Here is a 20,221-nt window from a genome sequence, read left to right as displayed (position 1 = left end):
TTATAATGATAAGTGTTATAATATCTAATGAAAATATAGCAAATGAAATAATAGAGATTGTTGATAAAAATGATATTAATCATCTAAAAAATGCATTTAGAATAAAAATAGGTGAGGTAATAAGAGCCGTAGATGGTGAGTATGAGTACATCTGTGAGGTTTTATCAATTGAAAAAAAAGTTATCGAAGCAAAAATTATAGAGAAAAATGAGGACAGATTCTCATCTGCAGTAGAGATAGATGCAGCAATAGGTATTTTGAAGAATGACAAAATGGATTTAACAATTCAAAAGTTAACAGAGATTGGAGTAACTAGAATAATACCGCTTTTAACAAAAAGAGGTGTAGCTAAAATAACAGAAAAAAAAGATAAATGGGACTTAATTGTAAAAGAAGCAACAAAGCAGTGCCAAGCAGTAAAGTTAGTAGAGATTCAAGAACCTAAAAAATTATCAGAGTTGAATATAGATAGTTATGATTTAGCTGTTGTTCCTTATGAGTGTGAAGAGGAGAACTCTTTAAGGAATATATTGAATAAAATTGAAAATAAACCTAAAAAGGTTTTATATATAGTTGGTCCAGAGGGGGGATTTGAAAAAGAGGAGATTGAGTTTTTAAAAGAAAAGGGTGTTACACCTGTGTCTCTGGGGAAGAGAATATTAAGAGCTGAGACTGCCTCAATTATAGTAGGAGGAATATTAGTAAATGAGTATTGATACAAAAAAAGTTGCATTTTACACATTAGGATGTAAAGTTAACCAATATGAAAGCGAAAGTATAAAAAATCAGTTAATGAAAGTAGGGTATGAAGAGGAAGAGTTTGAAAATAAATCGGATATTTATATCGTAAACTCTTGTACGGTAACTAGTGTAGCTGATAAAAAGACAAGAAATGTTTTAAGAAGAGCAAAGAAAATGAATCCGGATTCTATTGTAATAGTAACAGGGTGCTACGCTCAAACAAATTCAAAAGAGTTATTAGAAATCGAAGAGATAGATTTTGTTGTAGGAAATAGTAATAAAAGCGGTCTTGTAGATTTTATTCAAGATATTGAGAACAAGAAATCAAAAGTTTTAACTGAGAATATATTTGAAGAGAGAAAATATGAAGAGTATGAATTTGCAACGTTAAGAGAGATGTCTAGAGCGTACATAAAAATTCAAGATGGATGTAATAATTTCTGTTCTTATTGTAAAATACCTTTTGGAAGAGGAAAGAGTAGATCTCGTTCTTTAGAAAGCATATGTAAAGAGATTGAAGTTTTAACAAAAGAAGGATTTAAAGAGTTTATAATAATAGGGATTAATTTAGGTGCTTATGGAGAAGATTTAGATTCAGATGTAAATTTAGAAACTTTATTAGAAACAGTAGTAAAGCAAGAGGGTGTTGAAAGAGTTAGAATAGGGTCGATGTATCCGGATAAAATCTCTGATAGATTTATAGAGATAATGAGAGAGAATAAAAAATTGATGCCGCATCTACATATATCTCTACAATCTTGTGATGATACAGTTTTAGAGAGAATGAGAAGAAATTATGGTGCAGATCTTATTCAAGAGAGATTACTTAAATTAAGAGAAAATGTTGAGAATATGGAATATACAGCTGATGTTATTGTTGGATTCCCAGGTGAAACAGACCAAATGTTTAACAATACTTATGAAGTAATTAAAAGTATAGGGTTCTCAGATTTACATGTTTTCCAATACTCAGATAGAGAAAAAACTTTAGCAAATACATTCACTGATAAAATAGATGGAAATGTAAAGAAAAAAAGAGCAGAGATTTTGGAAACTTTAAGAAAAGAGATGTCTAAAGAGAGAAGAGAAAAGTACTTAGGACAGGAATTAGAAGTTTTAGTAGAAGAGATAAAAGATGATGGATGTTCATATGGATATAGCCAAAATTATTTGAGAGTGAAAACGTCAAATGCAACATCAAATGTAAATGAATTAGTAAAAGTAGAGATTTCAAATTTAGAAAAGGAGTTACTAATCGCAGATGAGAAGGGAAAAAGGGCTTAATAGACAAAAGAAAAAAACAAAAACAGGAAAAACACTAGGAGGGCTTTTATTAGCCCTTATAGTGATTGGTATGTTAGGAGCATTTTTGACATATAATTTAAATAGAAGTGGAAAAAATTTAGAGGACTGGGATAGATATGCAATCATAGGAAAAAATAATATAATTGTTGTCTATGAGGATAAATTAGCAGTTAAAATACCATTTGATGTACAAATAGATAAAGAGACAACAATAAAAAAATTGGTGGATTCTAAGAACTATAAAATGGTAATAGATTCTATAAATAATTTTTTACCTGAAAAAGTTGAAAACTATAAGGTTGTAAGATATAGCGAAGTAGCTTTAAATGTAAAAAACGCTAGAAATATTCCTGAGATGGTAATAGATAATAAAAAGTATATTTTAACATCAGGAACACAATCTTTATTTGCTGATTTATATGGTGGAAATTTAAAAGGTTCTACAAATTTAGTTGTAGATATATTAAATGCAAATGGTGTTGGTGGGTATGCTAGAAAAACAGGTGAGAATTTAAAAAATAAACTATCTCTAACATATACTGCAGCAAACTATGAAAAAAACACAGAGTATAGTCTAATTGAAATTAATGAAATCAGTAAAGAGAATATTGAAAATGTTTTGGCAAATATAAATGAAAAATATTTCAAGATTAAAGAGGATACAGGAATGCCAACTTTAGCAAGTGTTGTTCTAGTTCTTGGTAGAGAGAAAGATATAGATTTTAAAATAGATATCAAAGGAACTTCAGCAGAAGCTAAGTCAGCGCTGAAAGATTTAGAAGCTTCGGGATATAAAAATCTTTCATTGAAAGAAGAAACTAAAAACTTAGATAAGTCAGTTATTGAATATAACAAAGAGGATTACTATACAGCACTAAAAATTGCAAAAAGATTAAACATAACAAATATGTTAGAGAACAATACTTTAAATAATAGAATAAATATTTTAATAGACTAAGAATCATAAGGAGTGAAAATGCTAGATTTTATCTCAATTTTATTTATTTTTATATTGGATAACATTCCTCAAACAACATCAAAAGGTTTTTTAATAATGCCTTATTTGGCTTATTTATCGTATAGAAAAGATAAAAAAATAGCATTTTTATTTCCCATATTAGCAGTTATATTAGCTCTACATTCAAGAGAGCCTGCATATGCATTTTTATTTGTAGGATTGAATATAGTTTTTTATCACCTATACTTTATAAATTTTGATTATAACATAGGAAACGTCTATGTACTTTCTCTTTTACAGATTGTAACTTGGAAATTTTATGTGGATATACCTTTTGTTGTAGTTGACATACTGTTTCTTTCAATATTTTATTTTATAATTAATTTGTTATATATGAGGAGAGCAACTAAGTGAAAAAAGATCTTGGAATAAAGTTAGGGAAAAGCTTTGAATTTAGAGGAGAAATATATAAGGTGTTCGTTTTTCTAGTTTTTATTTTACTAGGGAGTAGAATGGCGTATTTACAAATTATAAAAAAAGATAAGTACAACTATTTAGCTCAAAAAAATAGAGTTAAATTAAGAAAAATTGACGCTGAAAGAGGAAATATATACGATTCAAATGGAGAACTTGTTGTAACAAATACTTTAGGGTATAGATTGGTATATTTAAACCAAAGAACTGTAAATGAAGAGCAATTAAAAGAGATGGCTGAAGCTACAGGGTATGCTCCAGAGTATTTACAAAGAAGAATAAAATATGGAGAGATTGTTCCGTACACAAAAGAAAATATTTTGATCGATGATTTGGATTTACAGCTAGCTCATAAGTTAATGGAAAAAATCGGAGACTATCCATATTTAGAAGTTCAAAGTTATTCTAAGAGAAAATATATATATGACTCATTAGCAGCACATACAATTGGGTATGTAAAAAAAATTACAGAAAAAGAGTATGAAACACTTAAAGAACAAGGATATTCGCCACGGGATATCGTAGGGAAAACAGGGATTGAAAAAGTTTATGATTTACAAATGAAAGGAAAACCAGGATACGATTATATCGAGGTAAATGCTTTAAATAGAGCCCAAAAGATAGAAAAAAGTAAAGATCCAACACCAGGATATAATCTACATCTATCTTTAGATATGAGACTACAAGAGTATATGGAAAAAATATTTGAAGAGGAAAATCTATCAGGATCTATAATAGCGTTAGAGGCTCAGACAGGAAAAGTTCTTACTATGGTAAGCTATCCAACTTACTCTTTAACAACATTTAGCTCTAAAATTTCTCAAGAGGAATGGGATGAGATAACAAATGATTCGAGAAAACCTTTAACAAATAAAAGTATTTCAGGAGAATATCCACCAGGATCTGTTTTTAAACCATTCTCAGCTTTTGCATTTTTTAACAATGGACTAGACCCTAAAACTAAAATCTATGACAATGGAGTTTATAGTATTGGAAAGTGGAGCTGGAGAGCTTGGAAAAAAGGTGGACATGGAACAGTTGACTTTGATAAATCGATAGTTGAATCAGTTAATCCATATTATTATAGATATGCAGATCAGTTTGGACATGAACCTATAATTGAAGTTGCAGGTAGCTTTGGTTATGGAAAACTTTCACAGATAGATGTTTTTGGTGAAAGATCAGGAATACTTCCAAGTGAAAAATGGAAAAGATCTAGATTTAAACAATCGTGGTTTAAAGGGGATACTATAATTTTATCTATAGGTCAAGGATACTTATTAGCAACACCTATGCAGGTAGCTGTATCGTATATGGGACTTGCAAATCGTGGAAAAGCATATGTTCCTCATGTTGTAGATTACATGGAAAATGGAAAAGAGAAGATAGATATAAAACCAAAGGTTTTATATGAAACAAACTATCCTAGTTGGTATTATGATGCCTTAAATCAAGCTTTGATAAACACTGTTGAAAAAAATAATGGTACGACAAAAGCATTAAGAACAAAAGGATTAGTTGTAGGAGCAAAAAGTGGATCAGCACAAAACTCAAGATTTGATGAAACACATGCTCTTGTTGCAGGATATTTCCCAGCAGATAAACAACCTGAAATAGTTTTTACTGTTCTTTTAGAAGGAGCAGGAGGAGGAGGAAGTGTTGCTGGAGGAGTTGCTAAAAAATTTGTAGATAAATATTTGGAATATTACAATGAGGAGATAAAATAAAATGAATTTAGAGAACATTGTTGAAAAGGAGAAAGAAGTAGCAAAGAAAAAACCAAGACGTAGAAAATATTACAACAAGCCTAAGCAAACTGATAAAACTCAAGTAGCTCAGACAGAAAATGTTGTAACTGAAACAAAGAAGCAAGTAGAAGCGAAAATAGTAACAACTCAAGAAACTAAAAAAGTTCAAGAGCAAAAACCGGAACCTCCAAGAAGAAGAGCTCCAAAAAAAGCTGAAGTACAGGAAGAGGTAAAAAAACCGGTGGTTAAAACTGAGAAAGAAGAGAAAATGTATGTTATTCCTCTTGGTGGACTAGATGAGGTTGGAAAAAATATGACTTTAGTTCAGTATAGAGATGAGATAATAATAATTGACTCAGGAGTAACTTTCCCTGATGACGGATTGTTGGGTATTGATTTAGTAATACCAGATTTTAGCTATATTGAAAGTAACAAAGATAAGATAAAGGGTCTATTTATAACTCATGGTCATGAGGATCATATAGGTTCGGTTCCATATCTATATCAAAAGATAGATAGAAACGTTCCTGTTCATGGAGGGAAATTAACTCTGGCTTTAATTAAATCTAAATTTGAAAGTGGAGAGGTTTCAAAAATTCTTCCTAAAATGAGAGAAGTAAAAGGTAGAGATAAAATTAAAGTAGGTAAATACTTTGAAGTTGAGTTTATAAGTGTTACTCACTCAATAGCTGATGCTTACGCAGTAGTTGTTACAACTCCAGCTGGAAGGGTTATGTATACTGGAGATTTCAAAATAGATTTAACTCCTGTAGGAGGAGACGGAGTAGATTTCTTAAGACTGGCTCAAATTGGAGAAGAGGGAGTAGATTTATTACTTTCAGATTCAACAAATTCTGAGATAGATGGCTTTACACCATCAGAAAGAAGTGTTGGAGAGGCCTTTAAAGTTGAATTCGCAAAAGCTAAAGGAAGAATAATCATAGCTGCATTTGCTTCTCATGTACATAGATTACAACAGATAGTAAACATAGCAAACGAGCATGGAAGAAAAATTGCAATCGATGGAAGAAGTTTAATAAAAGTATTTGATATAGCATCATCTTTAGGATATTTAAAACTTCCTGAAAATATAATGATAAATTTATCTGATGTTGATAAAATGAGAGACAATAAAGTTGTTATTCTTTGTACAGGAACACAAGGAGAGCCTATGGCTGCTCTTTCAAGAATCGCCAAAAATATGCATAAGCATACTAAAGTTAAAGAGGGAGATACAGTAATTATATCGGCTACTCCTATTCCAGGAAACGAAAGAGCTGTATCAAACAATATAAATAATCTTTTAAAATATGACGCTGAAGTTGTATTTAAGAAAATAGCAGGAATCCATGTTTCTGGTCATGCGAGTAAAGAAGAGCAAAGACTTATGCTTAACCTTATTAAGCCAAAGCATTTTATGCCAGTTCACGGAGAGTTTAAAATGCTAAAAGCTCATAAAGAGACAGCGATTGAAACTGGAGTTCCAAAAAATAATGTTGTGATAGCAACAAATGGAAGTAAAGTTGAAGTAACTAAATCAAGTGCTAAAATTAAAGGAAAAGTAAATGCAGGAGCAACTTTAGTTGATGGACTTGGTGTAGGAGATATAGGACATATCGTTTTAAAAGATAGACAACAATTATCTCAAGATGGAGTAGTTATTGTGGTGTTTGCTCTAGATAAAGAAACAGGAAAAGTATTAAGTGGACCTGACATAGTAACGAGAGGATTCGTTTACTCAAGAGATTCAGATGAGATTTTAAATGAAGCTAATGAACAAATTAGAGTTAAATTAAAAGAGTTTGAAGATGGAGCAATAAAAGATTGGACAGTTATAAAAAATAGTGTAAGAGACCTAGCAAGTAAGTTCTTCTATAATAGAATAAAAAGAACACCAGTTATTTTACCTATAATTATGGATGTATAAATATAATTAAATTTAAGAGAGATTAAGAGGAGAGAAAATGAGTTTAACAAGCAAAAAAAGAGCATTTTTAAGAAAGAGAGCTCACAATTTAGAGCCAATATTCAGAATAGGGAAAGAGGGATTCTCTGAAACTTTAGCACAAGGTGTTTTAGATGCACTAATTCCTAGAGAGTTAATAAAAGTAAAAATACTTCAAAATTCAGAAGCTGATAAGAATGAAGTAGCTTATCAAATAGCAGATATGATTGGTGCAGAAGTTGTAGGAATAATAGGAAGAACTATAATATTCTATAAAGAAAATCAAGATAAACCGACAATATCACTAGAATTAAAAGCAGTAAAATAAAAAAGAAGAGAGTGGGGAAACTATGGAAAAAGGAATAATTTTAGGAAATAGAATTCTAGACGTAGTGTTTATAGCTTGGTTCATTGCCCAGTTTTATAAGGTTATAACTACAATATTTATTGATAAAAAATTAAATATAAAGAGAATTTTTGAAACTGGAGGAATGCCAAGTTCCCACTCTTCAACTATGTCATCATTAAGTACAGCGGTAGCATTAGCTCATGGAACACAGAGTACAATATTTGCTATTTCGTTTGTTTTGGCAGGGGTAGTTATGTATGATGCAGCTGGGATAAGAAGAGCAGCTGGAAAACATGCTGGACTTTTAAACACTTTGCTGGATAGATTTGCGGCAAAAGTTGGAGAGAGATTACATGATGAAAAACTAAAGGAACTTTTAGGGCACAGTCCATTAGAAGTATTAGTGGGGGCTATATTAGGAGTAGTAGTAGCCTTTGTATTTAAGGGTTATATACAAGCTTAAGGATGGAAAAAATGAAGGTAGACAGACAATATATTAGTAAGTTACAAAATGAAAGCCAAGAGATAAGAGATATATTGGTAGAAATAACAAGTAAAAATGGTGGGCATTTGGCACCAAATTTAGGTGTAGTAGAGCTGACACAAGCAATTATGGAAGTTTTTAATCTTCCTCAAGATAAATTATTGTTTGATGTAGGGCATCAGTCGTATGTTTATAAATTATTAACAGGTAGAAAAGAGAGATTTAAAACATTAAGAACAAAAGGTGGAATTGGTCCATTCTCTGATCCTAAAGAGAGTGAATACGACTTCTTTATAGCTGGACATGCAGGAAGTGCTTTATCTGCAGGAGCTGGAATAGCGAAAGCAAATCCAAATCAAAAAGTTATAGTTGTTATAGGTGATGCATCGATTGCTAATGGACACTCTTTGGAAGCTTTAAATAATATTGGTGAAAATTTAAAAAACTTAATAGTTATACTAAATGATAATGAGATGTCTATTGGAAAAAATGTAGGATCACTTTCTAATTTTTTCGGTAAATTGATGATAAGTAACGCTTATATGAATATAAGAAAAGATGTCAGAAGTGTTATGAGCAAAGGAAAAGTTGGGAACCAAGTGAAAAGTGTTTTAGAAAGAATTGAACATTCAGTAAAGCAGTTTTTCTTGCCTTCGAGTATATCGGAAGTATTAGGTTATCAATTTTTAGGCGTGATTGATGGACATAATTTAGAAGAGTTGATAAAGAATTTAATCAGAGCTAAGGAGATGGAGGGACCAGTTTTTATTCATGTAAAAACAGAAAAAGGAAAAGGGTTCCAATTAGCAGAGGAAAACAAAGAAAAGTTTCACGGGATATCGCCATTCAATCCAGAAACAGGTGAGGTTAAATCAGGTGGCGAAACATATTCTAATATTTTTGGATCAAAATTAGTAGAGTTGGCTGAAAAGGATCAAAATATATATGCCATTTCAGCAGCAATGGTAAAAGGAACAGGATTAGGTGAGTTTCAAAATAGATTTGAAGAAAGATGTATTGATGTAGGTATAGCAGAGGGTCACGGTGTGACATTTTCGGCAGGATTAGCTATATCAGGAAAAAAGCCATATGTAGCAATATATTCGACATTTTTCCAAAGAGCTATCGATCAATTGATACATGATGTTGGATTACAAAATCTACCAGTGAGATTCATAGTTGATCGTGCTGGAATTGTAGGAGAAGATGGGAAAACACATCAAGGAATTCATGATATCAATATGTTTTTAACTATGCCAAACTATAAAGTTTTAGCTCCAACAACAGGAAAAGAGCTGAAAAGTATTTTAGAGTTTTCCAAAAATTTTGAAGAATCACCTTTAGCAATAAGGTTCCCTAGAGGAAATGCTTTTGAGTTAGAAGGAATGGCTGATTTTGAATTTGAAATTGGAAAATGGCAAGAAGTAAAAAGAGGAGAAAAAAATCTTTATTTAACAACAGGAGCAATGTTAGAACAGATTTTAAGTATAGAAAAAGAACTTTTAGAAAGAGGTTTAGGAGGAACTATTGTTAGCTGTTCATCTATAAGACCTCTAGATGAAAACTTTATTTTAGATGAGTTTTCAAAGTATGAGAATATATTCACCTTTGAGGATGGTTATGAAAGAGGTGGATTTGGTGATGAAATATTAAGATTTTTAAATGAGAAAAAAATAAAAATTAATATAAATAAAATAGCATTGAATAGTGTAGCAATACCTCATGGGTCAAGAAACATACTGTTAGAGGATTATGGTCTAAGAGGTAAAAAACTAATAGAGAGAATTGAGGGTAGCATTAATGGCGAAAAATAGTAATGCACTGAAGTTTATAAAACTTCTATTAAACCATGAGATGGTCTTAGATTTAGACCACCATGATGATCAAGGAGTTAAAGTAACTACGCATACGTACGACGTTTTAAAAATATCTTTTGAAGAGATAAGAAGAGATTACAGAGATTTAAGAGAAGCAAGAGAAAAAGTAGAATTTTTCTCAATTGTAGTTGGAGTTATAATACATGATTTGAGTAAGGGAAGCATTAGAAAAGCTGATGAGAAACTATCTCATTCGCAAATGATGATAAAAAAACCTGAATATATCATAAAAGAAGCTGAGAAAGTTTTATCTGAAATAGAGGAATCTTTAAATTTAAAGATTGTCGATAAGATAAAAAAGAATATAACTCACATAGTTATATCTCATCATGGAAAATGGGGTAAGATACAACCAAATACAAAGGAAGCTCATATAGTTCATAGAGCGGATATGTATTCTGCAAAATATCATAGAATAAATCCTATCGGAGCTGATAAGATATTAAGACTTATGAATGATGGAATGAATATAGACGATGTAGCTAAAAAATTTAATTGCACAACAGGCGTTATAAAAGATCGTTTAAAAAGAGCCAAGCATGAGTTAAGATTAAAAAATACAAAACAGCTATTGGGATACTATAAAAGTAAGAAAAAAATTCCTATCGGTGATGATTTCTTTACGAAAAGAGTTAGAGAAACTGAAAAACTAATAAAAGCAGTTGATAGATTAGGATTTGAAAATCTTATTTTAGAGAATCCGCTATTAAATTATTTAGAGGATGACAAGATTTTTGAGAAGGAAGTGCAGTAATGAAAGAAAGAGTAGATGTTCTACTAGTTGAAAAGGGATTCTATGAAACTAGAGAAAAAGCAAAGAGAGCTATTATGGCTGGTTTAGTTATAATAAACGATAAAAAAATAGATAAACCTGGAACATCTATAAAAATAGATGAGGAACCAGTAATTAGAGTTAAAGGTGACGCTTGTAAATATGTTAGTCGTGGTGGAATGAAATTAGAAAAAGCCATCACTGTTTTCAATTTAGATTTACAAGGAAAAAAAGTGTTAGATGTAGGTTCATCAACTGGTGGATTTACAGATTGTTCTTTACAAAATGGAGCATCTTTTGTTTATGCTGTAGACGTTGGAACAAATCAGTTAGATTGGAAATTGAGAAATGATGAAAGAGTAAAATCTTTAGAAAATACTCATATAAAAGATTTAACTTTAGATGAGTTGGATAATGAAAAAGTGGACTATATAGTTATGGATGTATCGTTCATATCGATTACAAAAGTTATCGAACACCTAATAAAATTCTTTAAAGACGAAACAAAATTAATGGCTTTAATAAAACCACAATTTGAAGTAGGAAAAGAAAATATTGAAAAAGGTGGAATAGTAAAAGATAGCAAAAAACATATAATGGCAATAGAGATGGTAATAGAGGAAGCTAAAAAATCAGGATTAAGATTAAAAGCTTTAGATTTCTCACCAATAACAGGAACAAAAGGAAATGTTGAATATATCTCTTTATTTGAGATAGGGGATGAAGAATCTCATATTAACATAGAGTCAGTTGTAAAGCTAGGAAAGAACTTGGGAGGAGCCTTATGATAAAACTGTTAAGAAATACTGGAGTAGCACTACTTTTATCAGGAATCATGATTGCAAATACAGTGCCATCATATTCTGTAGATAATGGATTTATTGCAAATATAAAAGAGTTAAAAGAACTTTCTGATATTATGAACATAATAAAAGAAAATCATGTAGGAGCTGAAAAAGATCCTACAAATACAACTTTGATGCAAGGAGCTTTAAAAGGAATGATGGAATCTTTAGATGATCCACATTCTAATTATTTTACAAAAGAGGAACTAGAAAGTTTTAAAGAGGATATTGAGGGTAAATATGCTGGAGTAGGTATGGTAATACAGAAAAAAGCAGATGAACCTTTACTAGTTGTTTCTCCAATAGAAGATACACCTGCGTATTTGGCAGGGATAAGAGCTAAAGATAAAATTATAGCTATTGATGGAGAGAGTACTTATAAATTAACGAGTGAACAAAGTGTAAAAAAATTAAAAGGTGAACCAGGAACTTCAGTAAAGCTTACAGTTTATAGAGAGGAAGCTAAGGAGACTAAAGAGGTCGAATTAAAAAGATCTATTATTCAATTAAAATATGTTAAAAGCAAGATGATTGGAAAAGACATTGGATATTTAAGATTGACTCAATTTGGAGAAGATGTTTATAAAGATCTTCGTAAGGAATTAGAAGGATTAATTAAAAAAGGTGCAAAAGGAATAATCTTTGATTTAAGAAGTAATCCTGGAGGATCTTTAGGTCAAGCTGTAAAAATTTCATCTATGTTCATACCAGAAGGAAGAATTGTAAGTACTAAAGGTAAAACAGGAGATGAAGAGGTAGCTTACAGAGAAGGTAAATATTTTGGAGACTTCCCACTGATTGTATTAATAAATGAAGGAAGTGCTTCGGCATCTGAGATAGTTTCAGGAGCAGTAAAAGATTATAAAAGAGGTCTTTTAATTGGAGAGAAAACATTTGGAAAAGGTAGTGTTCAAACACTTTTACCATTACCGGATGGAGATGGAATAAAATTAACAATAGCTAAGTACTATACTCCAAGTGGAGTTTCTATTCATGGAACAGGAATCGAACCAGATATTTTAGTTGAGGAAAAAGATGATTTCCTATTCTTCAATGGGTTTGTAACAAACATAAATGAAGATGAGACTAAAGAGAATAGAAATGAGATTATAAAAGAAGTAAAGGGAGAAGAGGAAGCTAAAAAGATTATTTCAAAAGGTGATATCCAATTAGATAAAGCTGTTGAAGAGATGGATAAGCTTTTAAAAAAATAAGAGGAAATGAGGTAAAAAATGCTTTACATAGTAGCCACGCCTATAGGGAATTTAGATGATATAACTTTAAGAGCGATAAAAACATTTGAAGAGGTAGACTTTGTTTTTGCAGAGGATACAAGAGTTACAAAAAAGTTATTAAATCATTTAGGAATAGAGAAGATCGTATATAGATATGATGAGCATACGAAGATGCACCAAGTTTCTAATATAGCAAATATGTTAGAGAATGGAAATAAAATAGCATTAGTAACAGATGCAGGAACACCTTGTATATCGGATCCTGGATTTGAAGTTGTTGATGAGGCTTTAAAAAGAGGAATAAAGGTAATTCCAATTCCTGGACCAAGTGCAATGACAGCAGCAGCTTCAGTAGCTGGAATTTCAACAAGAAGATTTTGTTTTGAAGGGTTCTTACCAAAGAAAAAAGGTAGGCAAACACTTTTAAAATCATTAGCTACAGAAGAGAGAACAATAGTTATTTTTGAATCTCCGCACAGAATAGAAAAAACACTAAGAGATATAGAGACTTTTATTGGTGTGAGAGAGGTTGTAATAGTAAGAGAGATTACTAAGATATATGAAGAAATTTTAAGAGGGACAACTACAGAGTTAATAGAAAAGTTATCTCAAAATCCTATAAAGGGAGAGATAGTTCTTTTAATAAAGGGTAATGAAAAATAGAGGTGAGAAAAAATGTCAATGACAAAAATTAACTGGTATCCAGGACATATGAAAAAAACAAAGGACTTAATAAAGGAAAATATGCCTTTAATTGATATCGTTCTTGAAGTTGTGGATGCAAGAATTCCTTTATCAAGTAAGAATCCTGATATAGCTGGATTTGCTAAAAATAAAAAAAGAGTAATTGTTATAAATAAAGCTGATTTAGTAACGAAAGAGGAGTTAAATTTCTGGAAAAAGTTCTTTAAAGAAAATAACTTTGCAGATGAAGTTTTAGAACTTTCAGCAGAGACAGGATTTAATATAAAAACTCTATATACAATTATTGATAAAGTATCTAAAGAGAAAAAAGATAAGATGCTTAAAAAGGGATTAAGAAAAGTTAACACGAGATTAATGATTGCTGGGATACCAAACGTTGGTAAATCTAGACTTATAAATAGAATTGTTGGTAAGAATAGTGCTGGAGTAGGAAATAAACCAGGATTTACTAGAGGAAAACAATGGATAAGAATAAAAGAGGGACTAGAATTATTAGATACTCCTGGAATTTTATGGCCTAAATTTGAAAATCAAGAGGTTGGATATAACTTAGCTATAACGGGAGCAATAAGAGATGAGATTCTTCCAATCGATGAAGTGGCATGTCTTTTAATTGAAAAGATGCTAAAAATGGGTAAAAAGAATGTTTTAAAAGATAAATATAAACTTTTAGACGAAGACTTTGAACAAGTAACAGGAGCAATAATAGAATCAATAGCAGTAAGAATGAATATGTTACAAAAAGGTGGAAATCCTAATGTACAACAAGCGACATATACAGTACTTAGAGACTATAGAGCTTCAAAGTTAGGTAAGTTTGGTTTAGATATGGATATAGCAGAGCAGATTAAAAACTTATATAAGTAGGAGATAAAAATGAGTCATAAATTGGATTTAGATTTAAGTTTAGTTGAAAATATATTAGTTAATTTCTTAAAGGAGGAAGCTAATAAAGTTGGATTTTCTAAAGTGGTATTAGGATTATCAGGAGGAATAGATTCAGCATTAGTTGCCTATTTAGCAGCCAAAGCTTTTGGGCCTGAAAATGTTTTAGGGATACTAATGCCTTATAAAACTTCTAGTAAAGAAAGTGTAGAACACGCAAAACTAGTAGTAGAAGATTTAGGAATACAATCAAAATTAATCGAGATAACTCCAATGGTTGAACCATATTTTGATATGAATCCAGATATGGATGGACTGAGAAAAGGTAATAGAATGGCAAGGGAAAGAATGTGTATTTTATTTGACTACTCAGCAAAAGAGAGAGCTTTAGTTTTAGGGACATCAAATAAAACAGAGATGTTATTAGGATATAGTACACAGTTTGGAGATGCCGCATCAGCTATAAATGCTATAGGAGATCTCTATAAAACACAAGTTTGGGAACTTTCAAGACATATGGGAGTACCAGAAGCACTTATTGATAAAAAACCGAGTGCGGACCTATGGGAAGGGCAAACTGATGAGAGTGAATTAGGATTTTCATATGCTTTAGCTGATGAAATTTTATATTCTTTAATAGACGAGAGAGAAAAAAAAGAGGATATAATTGAAGCTGGGTATTCTGAAGAGATTGTAAACAAAATCATTTGGAAGATTAAGATGTCACAGTACAAAAGAAAACTACCTCTAATAGCAAAGGTATCGACTAGAACTATAGGAAGAGAGTTTAGATATCCTAGAGATTGGGGAGTATAAAATAAGGAGGACTAAATTTGAGAGGGGAAGAGCAATTAAGGGAAGAGTTACAGGAGTTCCAAAAAGAAAAGGAAAGAATTAGAAATATTGTTGGTCAAATAGGCGGTTCAAGTAGTAAACAAAATAAGATAGTTAATAGTTTATTGATTGCTATAATAGTTGCATTGTTAGTTTTAGGAGGTATTTTTAATAGAATTACTCCAACATTAGCAGTTCAAGTTGCGATTTTATTTAGTGTTATAAAACTAATTTGGATGTTTTATGAGTCACAAAGAGCTAGTCATTTCCAATTTTGGATATTAAACTCTTTAGAGTTCAGAATAAATGAGATTTATAAAAAGGTTAAAAAAATTGAAAAAGAATTAGACACATTAAAAAAAGTAGAGGAGCCAAATCAAGATGGTAAATAATTTTAAAACCGCTGAAGAGCTAATGAGAGCAAGATATAATGCTTTTGAAACTGGAAATATAGAGTTTATAGTGGATACTCATCATCCAGATAGTAAGTCTGATATGGATGTTGAAGAAACAAAAAAATGGGCTTTAAATTCTGAGTGGTTAGGATTAGAGATAGTTTCAACAGAAGGTGGAAAAGAAGAGGACTCAGAAGGTATTGTAGAGTTTAAAGCTTTTTATAAAGAGAATGGACAAGATGTTGTTCATCATGAAAAAAGTCAATTTTTAAAAGTTGATGGACAATGGATGTATTTTGGGTGGTTACCACTTCAAGGAACTATTGTTAAAGAGGAAAAAATAGGAAGAAATGACCCTTGCCTTTGTGGTTCTGGGAAGAAATTTAAAAAGTGTTGTGGAAAGTAAAACTTTTATTTAGGGAGAGTAGTAAATGAGAATTGCTATTGTGGGTTACCCTGATTCCGTAAAAAAGATTTTAAAAACTTTGGAACCTCAATATCCTCAGATACAGTTTATAGCATACGAGATAGAACAACTAGGTAGTTTCGTAGAAAATTTAAAGGAACTTAAGGGAAGAGTTCAAGGTATTTTTTCTACAGGAATAGGAGTTCATTCAGAGATTGTGAGCAAGTTAAATATAGATGTTCCAATGGTTTATTCAAATAGAGAAGCAGGGAGTGTTTTGAAGGCTCTTTGGGAATTGAGAGAAGATTATTCAGAAATTAGTAATTTGAAAATAGGTTTTGATATAGTAGAGAGAGACGTTTTATTAGATACTTTAGAAGAGTTTGGGATATCTTTGAAAAGTATAAATGTTCAGGAGTATGAAGTTGATAAAACAGAGTCTGATTTTTTAGATGAGCATATCAAAAATTTTGTTAGAGGAGAAGTGCAATTTGTATTAACAGCATTTGGTTATGTTTATGATTATTTCAAAAAAAAGAATAAACCAGTTTATAGATTGCAAGCTACTAAAAATGAGATAGTAAATCAGATGGAAGTTTTATTGAAAGATATAAAAATAAATGAAAATTCTAAAAACAGAATTGGAGTTAAAATTTTAAAAGTTGCAAAAAAACTTAGAAAAGATGAGAACTATTATGACAAAAGTGCATTTAGAATGAAGTTAAATCAAATATTTTTAAAATATTCTAAAGAGTTACATGGGAGTTTTCAAGAATTACTAGAAGATGAATACATATTTTTTACAACTCAGAGAATTTTAGAAACTAAAGATAGTGAGATGAGCTTTTTAAAATTATTGAATGAAGTTTCTATTTTAGGTGGGAAAATATCTGTAGGAGTAGGCTATGCTGAGAGTATTCAAGAAGCATCTGTTAATGCAAAAAAAGCCTTAAATATAAGTTTGATGAATGAAAAAGGTGAAGTTTATCTTTTTTCTGATAATAAAATAAGAGGCCCTCTTTATAAAAAAAATAGATATGACTATGTCACAAAAATAAGTGATAGTATAGAAAAAGAAGCGAAAAAAATTGGAATAACAGCAAAATATCTTTCTAAGATAAGAGCGTTACAAGAAAGTTTTAGAAAGAAAGAGTTTACAAGTAAAGAGTTGGCAGAACTTTTAGAAATAACAGAAAGAAGTGTAAATAGAATTGTAAAACCAATAATTGATAATGGATTTGCAGAGATTTTTGAGTATGAAGTATGCTCTAAAGCTGGGCGTCCTAGAAGAGTTATAAAATTTAAATTTTAACATAAGTTATATAGAAAGGATTTGGGATATTAAAGGACCAAATCCTTTTTTTATTCCTTTATTTTTAAGTTTACAAACACTTAAAGTTCTGAAATGGAACAATAAAATTTGTTTTAAAATAAAAAATTCGAAAAAAACCTTGACATAATATCAAAAAAATAGTATTATTTCATTGTTGAAATTAAGGGCCTATTAAAGACAAAGTCTTATAGGGAAAAAATTAAATTAAGGAAGAGTGAGTACTATGAACAAGAACACAATTAATGTTTTTTTAGTTGTAACAATTATTTCACTAGTTTGTGAGAAAATTGGAAAAATTCAATTGGGAAAAGTAGCGTTATTCCCAATGTTATTTGCGGTTATTATTGGAATGGCATTAACACCAGATTTATTAGGAAAAAAAGTAGCAAAATTGAGAGAGATTATTGGAGAGAAAGAGATGAAGATAGCTAGTGATATGGTTATGTTGATTCTTTTAATGTTAGGGATAAAGTTAGGAACTTTCGTAGGTCCTAATTTAGATAAAATTATCCAAGCTGGACCAGCATTTTTAGCTCAAGAGTTTGGACATGTTTTAGCTCCATTAGTAGCAGTTCCATTGGCTTTAAAATTAGGATTAAATAGAGAAGCAATAGGAGCTGGATCAAGTATTAGTAGAGAAGCTTCACTTGGAGTAATTGGAGAAAAATATGGAATAGCCTCACCAGAAGGAAGTGGAGTTTTAGGAGTATACTTAGCAGGAACAATTGTAGGAACAATATACTTTGGAATCTTAGGATCATTATCTATTTACTCAGGGTTACATCCGTTAGCTTTAGGAATGGCTTGTGGGGTAGGAAGTGGAAGTATGATGACAGCAGCAGCTTCATCGTTAGCTGAGGTTGTTGGACCAGAGTATGCAGAACAGGTATTTGCATACGCATCAACAAGTAATATGTTATCAGGATTAACAGGAGTTAATATCCTTGTATTTATATCATTACCATTCACAGAGTGGTATTATAAAAAACTATCTCCAAAGTTTGCAAAAAAGGAAGTGAAACAAAATGCGTAGTTTAGATCTTAAAAAATATATATTATACTTTATACTTATGTCGATAACAGGAGTTATCGTATTAGCAGGGCAAGCTATAGGATTACAAAAACAGTTTATAGGTGCAATACCAGGAATGTTTTTAATCATTGCTTTAGCATTACTATGTTTTGCTGTAAAGGATGCTTTTCCAAAGTTTCCACTACCAGCATATGCATTATCAACAATAGTTGGAATGATTGTAAGTATTCCAGCGTTACCAATTGCAAAATTCTTTGCACCACAAATAGGAACAGTTGAATTTATGCCACTTTGTACACCTCTATTAGCTTTTGCAGGAATATCTGTGGGAGATAAAATAGAGCAACTGAAAGCGATGTCTTGGAAGATTGTAATAATCGCAGTAGTAGTATTTACTACAATATTCTTCGCATGTGCTTTAATAGCTCAAACGGTATTAAAGTTACAAGGAGCAATTTAATTATAAAAATCGATTAAGATTTACTTAGGGTTAAGGAGAAAACTATGAACTTAAATGAAATTAAAGAGAGAGTAATAAAAGCTATTGATGAAAATAGAGAAGTTATTTTACAAGCTGGAAAGGCTATGTATGATAATCCAGAATTTGGATATAAAGAGTTTAAAGGAACAGAGATAGTTTCAAACTACTTTAAAAATGAGTTAGGGTTAGAAGTTGAAGAAGGGATTGCATACACAGGATGTAGAGCAAGATCTAATAAAGATATAGAGGGTCCTAAAGTTGCTATTCTAGGAGAACTAGATGCAATATCATGTAGTGATCATGCTGATTCTAATGAGTTAGGAGCAGTTCACGCTTGTGGTCATCATATCCAAATTGCTGGAATGTTAGGTGCAGCAACAGGACTTGTAAAATCTGGTATTTTAGCAGAGCTAGGTGGAAAAGTAGATTTTATGGCAACTCCAGCAGAAGAGTTCGTAGAGTTAGGGTATAGAACTAAATTAAGAGAAGAAGGAAAGATAAAATACTTCGGTGGAAAGCAAGAGATGATATATAACGGTTCATTTGATGATGTTGATATGGCTGTAATGTTCCACGCTTTAGATTTAGGAGATAAAAAAGTTTTAACAGGACCAGTGAGTAATGGATTTATAGGAAAAACTGTTAAATTTATAGGAAAAGAATCTCATGCAGGATCAGCTCCTCACGAAGGGATAAATGCTTTAAATGCAGCGATGTTAGGAATTAATAATGTACACGCTCAAAGAGAAACGTTTAAAGATAGCGATAGAGTTAGATTCCATCCTATTATAACAAAAGGTGGAGATATAGTTAACTCTGTACCAGCTGATGTAAGAATGGAAGCATATGTAAGAGCTAGAACAATCGAAGGAATGATTGATGCTAATAAAAAAGTAAATAGAGGATTAACAGCAGGAGCATATGCTGTAGGTGCAGAGATAGAAATAACTGAGCTTCCAGGATATTTACCAATATTAAAGCATGATTCAATGGAAGATGTTTTAGAGGGTAACTTAGAGTATTTAGGATTGAAAGATGATATGATAAAAGGTGGAGACTTTACAGGGTCATTTGATTTTGGAGATGTATCACACATAATGCCAACGTTACATCCTATGTTCGGTGGAATTAATGGAGCTCTTCATACAAGAGAGTTTAAAACTGTTGATGATGAAATTGCAATTTTAATGCCAGCTAAGGCTTTAGCTTTAACAGTTGTAGATCTATTATTTGCGGAAGGTAAAAAAGCAAAAGAAATTTTAGATAACTTTAAACCAGTTATGACAAAAGAGCAATACTTAGAATTCATGCAATCAAATGATAAAGTTATAAAAGCTTAATAAAAATAGTAACTTATTTTAATAATTTCTCATATGGAAGAGGCTAGAAAACTAGCCTCTTTTTGTTATATTCAAA

General features: G+C 31.0%; 21 protein-coding genes. All 21 read left to right on the top strand.

The window, feature by feature from the left end:
- Positions 1-5: 5 nt before the first annotated feature.
- The 21 genes from L988_RS03035 to L988_RS02935 all read left to right on the top strand — a co-directional run bounded on the left by L988_RS03035 (position 6) and on the right by L988_RS02935 (position 20,145).
- Positions 6-716, top strand: coding sequence for a 16S rRNA (uracil(1498)-N(3))-methyltransferase (locus tag L988_RS03035; protein WP_047381468.1), 711 nt, complete (start codon positions 6-8; stop codon positions 714-716).
- The gene (mtaB, locus tag L988_RS03030; RefSeq protein ID WP_047381466.1) at positions 706-2,025 is read left to right on the top strand and encodes a tRNA (N(6)-L-threonylcarbamoyladenosine(37)-C(2))-methylthiotransferase MtaB; all 1,320 of its coding nucleotides are present in this window, start codon (positions 706-708) and stop codon (positions 2,023-2,025) included. Before L988_RS03035 ends, mtaB begins: the two co-directional genes overlap by 11 nt.
- Complete coding sequence (locus L988_RS03025; protein ID WP_047381464.1) at positions 2,003-3,004, top strand: hypothetical protein; 1,002 nt, start codon at positions 2,003-2,005, stop codon at positions 3,002-3,004. Before mtaB ends, L988_RS03025 begins: the two co-directional genes overlap by 23 nt.
- A gap of 18 nt (positions 3,005-3,022) precedes the next feature.
- Positions 3,023-3,418, top strand: coding sequence for a hypothetical protein (locus L988_RS03020; protein WP_047381462.1), 396 nt, complete (start codon positions 3,023-3,025; stop codon positions 3,416-3,418).
- The gene (gene mrdA / locus L988_RS03015) at positions 3,415-5,205 is read left to right on the top strand and encodes a penicillin-binding protein 2 (protein WP_047381460.1); all 1,791 of its coding nucleotides are present in this window, start codon (positions 3,415-3,417) and stop codon (positions 5,203-5,205) included. The genes L988_RS03020 and mrdA overlap by 4 nt, the downstream gene beginning before the upstream one ends.
- Before the next feature lies 1 nt (position 5,206).
- The gene (locus tag L988_RS03010; protein WP_047381458.1) at positions 5,207-7,153 is read left to right on the top strand and encodes a ribonuclease J; all 1,947 of its coding nucleotides are present in this window, start codon (positions 5,207-5,209) and stop codon (positions 7,151-7,153) included.
- Positions 7,154-7,190: 37 nt separating this feature from the next.
- Positions 7,191-7,499, top strand: a complete 309-nt coding sequence (gene yhbY / locus L988_RS03005; protein ID WP_047381456.1) for a ribosome assembly RNA-binding protein YhbY — start codon at positions 7,191-7,193, stop codon at positions 7,497-7,499.
- A 22-nt stretch (positions 7,500-7,521) separates the two neighbouring features.
- Complete coding sequence (locus tag L988_RS03000) at positions 7,522-7,983, top strand: divergent PAP2 family protein (RefSeq protein ID WP_047381454.1); 462 nt, start codon at positions 7,522-7,524, stop codon at positions 7,981-7,983.
- Between the two features lie 11 nt (positions 7,984-7,994).
- A complete protein-coding gene (gene dxs, locus L988_RS02995) occupies positions 7,995-9,818 on the top strand; it encodes a 1-deoxy-D-xylulose-5-phosphate synthase (protein WP_047381452.1) in 1,824 nt (607 codons plus the stop codon).
- On the top strand, positions 9,805-10,635 hold the full coding sequence (locus L988_RS02990; RefSeq protein ID WP_047381450.1) for an HD domain-containing protein: 831 nt from the start codon (positions 9,805-9,807) through the stop codon (positions 10,633-10,635). The genes dxs and L988_RS02990 overlap by 14 nt, the downstream gene beginning before the upstream one ends.
- Complete coding sequence (locus L988_RS02985) at positions 10,635-11,441, top strand: TlyA family RNA methyltransferase (RefSeq protein WP_047381447.1); 807 nt, start codon at positions 10,635-10,637, stop codon at positions 11,439-11,441. The genes L988_RS02990 and L988_RS02985 overlap by 1 nt, the downstream gene beginning before the upstream one ends.
- The gene (locus tag L988_RS02980; RefSeq protein ID WP_047381445.1) at positions 11,438-12,712 is read left to right on the top strand and encodes a S41 family peptidase; all 1,275 of its coding nucleotides are present in this window, start codon (positions 11,438-11,440) and stop codon (positions 12,710-12,712) included. The genes L988_RS02985 and L988_RS02980 overlap by 4 nt, the downstream gene beginning before the upstream one ends.
- 18 nt (positions 12,713-12,730) lie before the next feature.
- The gene (gene rsmI, locus L988_RS02975; RefSeq protein WP_047381443.1) at positions 12,731-13,396 is read left to right on the top strand and encodes a 16S rRNA (cytidine(1402)-2'-O)-methyltransferase; all 666 of its coding nucleotides are present in this window, start codon (positions 12,731-12,733) and stop codon (positions 13,394-13,396) included.
- 12 nt (positions 13,397-13,408) lie between these two features.
- On the top strand, positions 13,409-14,305 hold the full coding sequence (gene ylqF / locus L988_RS02970; RefSeq protein ID WP_047381440.1) for a ribosome biogenesis GTPase YlqF: 897 nt from the start codon (positions 13,409-13,411) through the stop codon (positions 14,303-14,305).
- Between the two features lie 9 nt (positions 14,306-14,314).
- Positions 14,315-15,139 (top strand): NAD+ synthase, encoded by an 825-nt coding sequence (locus tag L988_RS02965; protein WP_047381438.1) that lies wholly within the window; start codon positions 14,315-14,317, stop codon positions 15,137-15,139.
- Between the two features lie 17 nt (positions 15,140-15,156).
- Complete coding sequence (locus tag L988_RS02960) at positions 15,157-15,549, top strand: hypothetical protein (protein WP_047381436.1); 393 nt, start codon at positions 15,157-15,159, stop codon at positions 15,547-15,549.
- The gene (locus L988_RS02955; RefSeq protein ID WP_047381434.1) at positions 15,539-15,958 is read left to right on the top strand and encodes a YchJ family protein; all 420 of its coding nucleotides are present in this window, start codon (positions 15,539-15,541) and stop codon (positions 15,956-15,958) included. The genes L988_RS02960 and L988_RS02955 overlap by 11 nt, the downstream gene beginning before the upstream one ends.
- 25 nt (positions 15,959-15,983) lie before the next feature.
- Positions 15,984-17,270 carry a hypothetical protein gene (locus L988_RS02950; RefSeq protein WP_047381433.1) on the top strand — a complete coding sequence of 429 codons (1,287 nt, stop codon included), beginning with the start codon at positions 15,984-15,986 and terminating at the stop codon, positions 17,268-17,270.
- A gap of 244 nt (positions 17,271-17,514) precedes the next feature.
- Entirely contained in the window at positions 17,515-18,324 is an 810-nt protein-coding gene (locus L988_RS02945; protein WP_047381431.1) for a DUF3100 domain-containing protein, read from the top strand.
- Positions 18,317-18,784, top strand: a complete 468-nt coding sequence (locus L988_RS02940; RefSeq protein WP_047381429.1) for a hypothetical protein — start codon at positions 18,317-18,319, stop codon at positions 18,782-18,784. Before L988_RS02945 ends, L988_RS02940 begins: the two co-directional genes overlap by 8 nt.
- A gap of 44 nt (positions 18,785-18,828) precedes the next feature.
- Entirely contained in the window at positions 18,829-20,145 is a 1,317-nt protein-coding gene (locus L988_RS02935; RefSeq protein WP_047381427.1) for an amidohydrolase, read from the top strand.
- Positions 20,146-20,221 lie beyond the last annotated feature (76 nt).

Origin of the sequence: Cetobacterium sp. ZWU0022 (genome assembly GCF_000800875.1) — a bacterium.
Lineage (GTDB): Bacteria > Fusobacteriota > Fusobacteriia > Fusobacteriales > Fusobacteriaceae > Cetobacterium_A.
Note: the sequence above shows the minus strand (reverse complement) of the source record. Positions and strands in the feature narration are given on the sequence as shown.